Origin of the sequence: Pseudomonas sp. Pseusp3 (assembly GCF_047304225.1) — a bacterium.
GTDB classification, from domain to species: Bacteria; Pseudomonadota; Gammaproteobacteria; order Pseudomonadales; family Pseudomonadaceae; genus Aquipseudomonas; species Aquipseudomonas fluorescens_CD.
In genome coordinates this window covers 21,401-27,809 of sequence record NZ_JBGLYV010000077.1, presented here as the reverse complement: position 1 = coordinate 27,809, position 6,409 = coordinate 21,401, and the positions used below count along the sequence as shown (strand labels likewise).

Below are 6,409 nucleotides of genomic sequence, written 5' to 3'. Positions count from 1 at the left end.
GGCCGGGCTTGTGCCGACTCCGCGAGCGCTGGAACTGGTGGCGCCGCTGGCCGAAGCCCTGGCCCAGGTGCAAGCGCTGCTGGCGCCCAATGCCTTCGATCCCGCGACCACCCAGCGTACCTTGCGCCTGGCGATGTCCGACTACGGCGCCGCCATTGTTCTGCCGGGACTGATCCGTACGTTGCGCCACGAAGCGCCGGGCATCGATCTGCAAATCAGCCACGGCAGCCGCGAAAGCATGCTCGACGGGGTGCTCAACGGTGACATTGATATCGCCGTCGGTGTGTTCCCGGAAATGCCCAATGACTTGCGCAGCACCCCGCTGTTCGAAGAGCACTACGCCTGCCTGGTGGATCGCAAAAGCTTGCCCGCCGACGGTGTGCTCGACTTGCCCACCTACCTGGCACGGCCTCACGTCCTGCTGGAGATGCGCGGCAGCGGCACCCCGGAAATCGAGCGGGCCCTGACCGCCCTGCGTGAACGCCGCCGCGTCGCCATCAGCCTGCCGCACTGGAGCGTGGCCCCGGAACTCATCAGCGGCACCGACCTGATCCTCACGGTCGCGTCCCGAGGCTTGCGCGATATCGATGAGCAATCACTGATTGTCGTCCCGCCGCCGTTTCACATCCCTTCGTTCACCTTCGTACTGGTCTGGCACAAGCGGCGAGGCGGGGATCAGGCGTTGAACTGGTTGAATCGGAGGATTGGGGAGGGGATCGAACGCTAGGGGCTTTTCCAAATGGCCTTTACCAATTGGAAGGTGGCAGACGACGCGTATGAAAAACCCGTAGTACCTGAAGCCGACCTTGGCGAACCCGGTAGGGAATCAAATAGGGGCGGTCAGGCATGACCCATTCCCGGGTACCGGGTAAGCGCCCCTCACGACCTGTCGATGGAAATCGGGCAAGGTGATCGACACTGGCGAGAATTGCCTGGACAAAATCTGCTGCAGCTTCTGGATTCTCGATGGCGATGTACGCGGCTTCGTCATCCAGATTCTTTAACGCCGTACGCAACCACTCAACGCGCATTCGCCGCCCACTTGTCAGCAACTGCGTTCACTTCTTCTTGTGTCGCGAAGTCACCTTCATCGGCTTCCTTCAAGGCTTTCTGAATTTCCTCGATTTGCCACGCTTCACGGGCCAGGTATTCACGCAGCGCATCCACGGCCAGAAATGATTTGCTGCGACCCGTTGCTTTGGCAAGACTCGCTAGGGTATCGGCGATTTCGTCTGGTACACGCAGGGACATGACTGACATGGTGTGTCTCGATCGATGTAGTGGTTTGTAATACAACATACTACACCGTCATCGGTGGGGCGGGACCAGCCCGTTCGTCTGTCGAGATGTTTCAGTCGACAGGCAATGACCTGATATAGACTGGCCACCATTCACCAAGCAGTTCAAAAGGACTCCCCATGACCCCATCGTTGCTAATGGCCGTGCTTGCCTCGGGTTTTATCTACGGCATCACCCCGGGGCCGGGTGTGCTGGCGGTGTTCGGCATTGGCGCGGCTCATGGGCGACGGGCCGGGGCGGGGTTTCTGTGCGGGCATTTGCTCGGTGATGTGGTCTGGTGCAGCACGGCGCTGATCGCGATTGTCGGTGCGCGGGAGATCGGCAGTACAGCGTTCGACGTGCTCAGTGTGCTCAGCGGCCTGTACCTGTTCTGGCTCGGCTGGCGTGCGGTGCGCGCCCGGCGCAGCAGCGGTGATGCGCCGCAGGGCCCGGCGCGGCAGCCGTTCTGGCACGGTATCCTGTTTGGCCTGACCAATCCCAAGGCCTATCCGGTGGCGGTGGCGACGTTCACGGCGCTGTTGTCGAGCCGCGCGGAACTGCTCCACTGGTCAATGCTGCCGACACTGATCGGCCTGAGCTTCGTCGGCGGGTTGCTCGCCTACGCTATTCTCATCGGCATCGTCGGTGCACGGCGGGTGCGCAGCTTGTACCAGCGTCATGAACTGGCAATCACCCGGTTGTGCGGGGTAATGTTCATCGGTTTCGCCATCAATGCGCTGGTCCACGCGTTGCCGGGGCTGATGCCGGACAAGGCTTGAAGATAATCACAGGGATGCAAGGCTGAAGGGGCAGGGATGATTGAAGAGCGCTGCATTATCGGGGCACCCACGCTGAACCATGGAAAACCGAAATTCCGCGCCGCTGGCGAGCTATATCGATCTGTTGCTGGACGCCGTCTGTGCGGTGGATAAACAGGGCCGCTTCGTCTTTGTCAGTGCGGCGTGCGAGCGCATATTCGGCTACAGCGCCGATGAGATGATCGGCCAGCCGATGATCGACATGGTGCACCCGGCCGATCGCCAGCGCACCCTCGACGCTGCCCGGGAAATCATGGGTGGCGAGCCCAAGCTCAACTTCGAAAACCGCTACCTGCGCAAGGATGGCCGCGTGGTGCACATCCTCTGGTCGGCACGTTGGTCCGAGGTCGACCAGTTGCGCATCGCAGTGGCTCGCGACATCACCGAACGCAAGCAGGCCGAATCCCGGCAGGCCGCGTTGTATGCGATTTCCGAGGCGGCCCATGCGGCAGAGGATCTGCTGGCGTTGTTCAAGCGCATCCACTTGATCATCGGCGAATGGCTGCCGGCACTGAATTTTTCCGTGGCGCTGTACGACGAGCACTGCGCGCAACTGAATTTCCCTTATCACGTCGATGACCACGAGCCACAGCCCGAACAACCCGGAACCATGACCGGACGCCTGTGCACCGAAGTGATCCGCACGGGGCAGCCGATCCTGCTGACCCCGGACCAGAACACACCGCCTGCCGGCTTCGAAGTGCTGGAAACCGGGCAGAACGCACCGTGTTGGCTGGGTGTGCCGCTGAACTCGCAAAACGGCACCATCGGCGCGTTGATCGTCAAAAGCATTCCGGGCGGTGAACGCTACACCGAGCAGGACATGGAACTGCTGCAGTACGTCTGCGCCCAAGTCGCGACCGCCATCGAGCGCAAGCAATTGCACGCCCGCCTGCAACACATGGCCCAGTACGACCAACTGACCCAGCTACCCAATCGTGAGCTGCTGCGCGACCGGCTCAAGGCGTCACTGCGATTGGCCCGTGAAGACGGCGGGTACATGGCGCTGTTGTACGTCGACCTCGACCGCTTCAAGCAAGTCAATGACACCCATGGCCACGCGGTTGGCGACATGCTGCTGCAAGCGGTGGCCAACCGGCTCAAGGGCTGCGTGCGGGAAACCGACACCGTGGCCCGCATTGGCGGCGATGAGTTCGTGGTGCTGCTACACAGCATTCACGCCTCGAAAGACACCGATATCGTGGTCGAAAAAGTCCGTCAGGTCCTGGCCCAGCCCCTGCGTCTGGACGGGCATAACCTGAGCATCCAGCCAAGTATCGGCGTCGCCCGATACCCTGATCACGGCACGGAAGAGAAGCAGTTGTTCCGGCATGCCGACGAGGCGATGTATTGCGCCAAACGCGAACATCACCTGCGAATGGTCTGAAAGCCGGACACCGTTCGTCGTGGTATCCACGCAATTTTCTAAACCTTTTGCGACGCGCAAATTCAGATTCTATGCGGGCTACGGCTCGCCGCGATCATCATCAAGAGGAAGAGAATCATGCCTAACTCAAGAAACTCGAACTCGGGAAACTTCCCCAACGACCGAACGAAGGCTTCTGAAACCGGTCGCAAGGGTGGGAAAACCACCACCACGACCGTCGATAAAGACCCGGCGAAACCTGACATGGGCCGCAAGGGCGGTCAGAAATCCCGCTAAAGGATGCAGGTGGTTTTGATTGAGAGGCGGGGGCGAAAGCTCCCGTTTGAATTGGAAAAAGGAGGGCGCGACCATGAACCGCATGGCCACCCGATTATGCAGTGCCAGTTTTGCCATGTTACTGGGCTTTTTATCCAGCAGCGTCTTTGCCCAGTCGCCCGCCGAATTTATCGACGAGGCTTCGGCACAAGGGATCGCCGATATTGAAGCGAGTCGCCTGGCGCACCAGAAATCCGAGTCCAGGGAAGTCAAGGACTACACCATCATCGTCATCAACGACCGTACCACTGCGAACCAGCACCTGGCGAAAATCGCCAAACAACTGGATTTGCCGGTGGCCCCGCGCGAAGAAATTGTCGAAAAGGCCAAAGCCCTGATGCCACAAGTCATGGATGGGGCGACATACGATGCGGCCTATACAGCCAGTCAAGTGAAGACCACGCAGGAAGCCATCGATCAGTTGCAGCAGGAAGCGCAGACCACCGACGTGCCACAGATCAAGGCATTCGCCGAGGAAACCCTTCCTAAATTGCAAAGTCATCTGCAAATGGCCAAGGCGTTGCAGGCGAGGAGTTGAGCGTCAGCAGGTCAAGGGCAATCTCAACGCACTCCACCAAAGGTCGGGATAGGGCAATTGCTTCCAGTCGATGTATCGTAGCGGTCCGGTTGCTGGCCTCGGCCAGGACGACACACCGACAGGAGAACGCAATGAGTTGGTCCGCCAAACAGTACGTCGCTTTTGAAGATGAGCGCACCCGTCCCGCCCGTGACCTGCTGGCGGCCATCCCCGCCGGGGACGTGCGTTCGGCCATCGATATCGGTTGTGGCCCCGGTAACTCCACCGAGCTGCTGGTCGAGCGTTTTGCCAACGCCACGGTGCGCGGACTGGACAGTTCGACCGACATGATCGAGGCCGCGCGCAAACGCCTGCCGAACGTGCAGTTCGATGTGGCCGACATCGACACCTGGAGCGACAGCGGCCCGTTCGACGTGATTTTCGCCAACGCGGTGTTGCAGTGGGTGCCCGATCACGCTGCGTTGCTGCCTTCACTGGTGAATAAACTGGCACCGGGTGGCAGCCTGGCGATCCAGATGCCCGACAACCTCAATGAGCCTTCACACCGCTTGATGCGCGAAGTGGCCGCGGACGGTCCATGGGTGGGCAAACTGGCAGGCGCTGCCGGGCAGCGCACGGAGATGGACAGTGCCAGCGGTTACTACTCGATACTCAAAGCCTGCTGTACCCGCGTCGATGTGTGGCGCACCACCTACCATCATCCCCTCGCGGGCGGTGCGTCTGGTGTGGTGGAGTGGTTCAAGGGTAGCGGTTTGCGGCCGTTCCTCGATCCGCTGGACGAGGCGGAGCGGGCGCAGTATCTGAAGCAGTATCAGGCGGCTATCGAGCAGGCGTATCCGGCCTTGGCCGATGGTTCGGTACTGTTGCCGTTCCCGCGACTGTTTATCGTCGCAACCCGCTGATGCAAAAAAAGGGACAGTTGATGAGCGTCATCTGTCCTTTTTTTGCCGCTTGGAAATATCACTGAGGCTTGTTTTTTTTCGAGCGTCGGGCGCTCAAATATTCAAAAGCAAACGAGGCAAAGCCGAACAACCCGATCATTGAAATGATCATGATTCCCAACTCTGAATTGTGCATGTTGATCTCGGGGGCGAAGGGTGAGCCGGGAGAATAAGGGATCAATTGCCGGGCTTAACGCCGCTCTACGGCTTTTTTACTCGCTTGCGGTGATCTATACGCAAAAGAAATGAGCGTCTGGGTGGCAGGGTCACATTCAACGCTGAACACCGACCCACTGTTTTGAGTCATATCAGGGGCTCCAATCAGTTACTCGATCACGTCGACTTCCACCAGTGCCCACGTACAGCCAGCGTACTTTGGATTGGATGCGTGCAGGGTAACGCTGCTGGCTGAGGGGAAGGGCGCACCGTCCTCGATGAGCATCTCGAAATGCCCCTCGATGGCTTGTTGAACCATGGCTATCGCATCTTCCAGATCTTCACCGGCGCTAAAACAACCTGGCACATCCGGGACTTCCACGCCCCACGCATGTTTGTCGTCGCCCATGGATATCGCAATCGGGTAAAACATGTTCATGGCCCTCCGTGAACACAGCGGGTGGGGTTATGAATCCCAAAGGGCGCCCCCGAAAGGCGCCGGGTGGACTGTCAGGCTGGTTCTGCATCCATGCGTCGAGCAATTACATCCAGCACATCGCACCCATCGCGCAACGGCACGCAGCAGAGCAATGCGAAGTCGCTCAGGACCACTGTGTCGGAGGTCATGTCGCCACGCATCGCGAGGTTTTCAAGGAGCTGAGTGACGGCTCGAATTCTGTAGCTGGCGGTGCTGAGCAGGGAGTGCAGGGGTTGGGTGGTGTTGACGAAGAGGGAGGGGAGGTCGTCGGCGTTGCTGGTTAAAGCCATATATTCATTCATGAGTGATTCCTTGAATTGAAGTGAACTACCACTCAGTGTCGCCAAACAAAAGGTGGCAGCTGTACGCAGGTTGGCGAACCGGGACAAGGCAAACCGGCAGACCCAAAGGTCTCCCACGCACAGCCACCATAAACAGGTAGCCAAGTGCGTTCAGAAACGCTCCGAGATAGCTCGGAGGTTTCTATGCTTTGCCATC

At 59.5% G+C, this 6,409-nt stretch carries 9 protein-coding genes and 1 pseudogene; 6 read left to right on the top strand and 4 right to left on the bottom strand.

What is annotated here, in order from left to right:
- On the top strand, positions 1-727 hold a 727-nt coding region (locus ACCD00_RS22510), incomplete at its 5' end, for a LysR substrate-binding domain-containing protein (protein WP_413427605.1).
- Positions 728-746: 19 nt separating this feature from the next.
- Here ACCD00_RS22510 and ACCD00_RS22505 read toward each other — a convergent pair.
- Complete coding sequence (locus ACCD00_RS22505; protein WP_413427604.1) at positions 747-1,031, bottom strand: type II toxin-antitoxin system RelE/ParE family toxin; 285 nt, start codon at positions 1,029-1,031, stop codon at positions 747-749.
- Positions 1,021-1,260: a CopG family ribbon-helix-helix protein gene (locus tag ACCD00_RS22500; RefSeq protein WP_413427603.1), complete on the bottom strand. Its 240-nt coding sequence runs from the start codon at positions 1,258-1,260 to the stop codon at positions 1,021-1,023. Before ACCD00_RS22500 ends, ACCD00_RS22505 begins: the two co-directional genes overlap by 11 nt.
- Positions 1,261-1,418: 158 nt before the next feature.
- Between ACCD00_RS22500 and ACCD00_RS22495 the strand changes: the two genes are divergently transcribed.
- The 5 genes from ACCD00_RS22495 to tam all read left to right on the top strand — a co-directional run bounded on the left by ACCD00_RS22495 (position 1,419) and on the right by tam (position 5,238).
- Complete coding sequence (locus ACCD00_RS22495; protein WP_413427602.1) at positions 1,419-2,057, top strand: LysE family translocator; 639 nt, start codon at positions 1,419-1,421, stop codon at positions 2,055-2,057.
- 79 nt (positions 2,058-2,136) lie between these two features.
- The gene (locus ACCD00_RS22490) at positions 2,137-3,483 is read left to right on the top strand and encodes a diguanylate cyclase domain-containing protein (protein ID WP_413427601.1); all 1,347 of its coding nucleotides are present in this window, start codon (positions 2,137-2,139) and stop codon (positions 3,481-3,483) included.
- Positions 3,484-3,600: 117 nt separating this feature from the next.
- On the top strand, positions 3,601-3,759 hold the full coding sequence (locus ACCD00_RS22485; protein WP_413427600.1) for a stress protein: 159 nt from the start codon (positions 3,601-3,603) through the stop codon (positions 3,757-3,759).
- A gap of 73 nt (positions 3,760-3,832) precedes the next feature.
- Positions 3,833-4,336, top strand: coding sequence for a DUF4142 domain-containing protein (locus tag ACCD00_RS22480; protein ID WP_413427599.1), 504 nt, complete (start codon positions 3,833-3,835; stop codon positions 4,334-4,336).
- A gap of 131 nt (positions 4,337-4,467) precedes the next feature.
- Positions 4,468-5,238, top strand: a complete 771-nt coding sequence (gene tam, locus ACCD00_RS22475; RefSeq protein WP_413427598.1) for a trans-aconitate 2-methyltransferase — start codon at positions 4,468-4,470, stop codon at positions 5,236-5,238.
- 373 nt (positions 5,239-5,611) lie between these two features.
- On the opposite strand, the pseudogene ACCD00_RS22470 reads toward tam, so the two are convergent.
- Positions 5,612-5,866: pseudogene (locus ACCD00_RS22470) on the bottom strand (type II toxin-antitoxin system HicB family antitoxin); the annotation flags it as partial.
- 77 nt (positions 5,867-5,943) lie between these two features.
- On the bottom strand, positions 5,944-6,213 hold the full coding sequence (locus ACCD00_RS22465; protein WP_413427597.1) for a short-chain dehydrogenase: 270 nt from the start codon (positions 6,211-6,213) through the stop codon (positions 5,944-5,946).
- Positions 6,214-6,409: the final 196 nt, after the last annotated feature.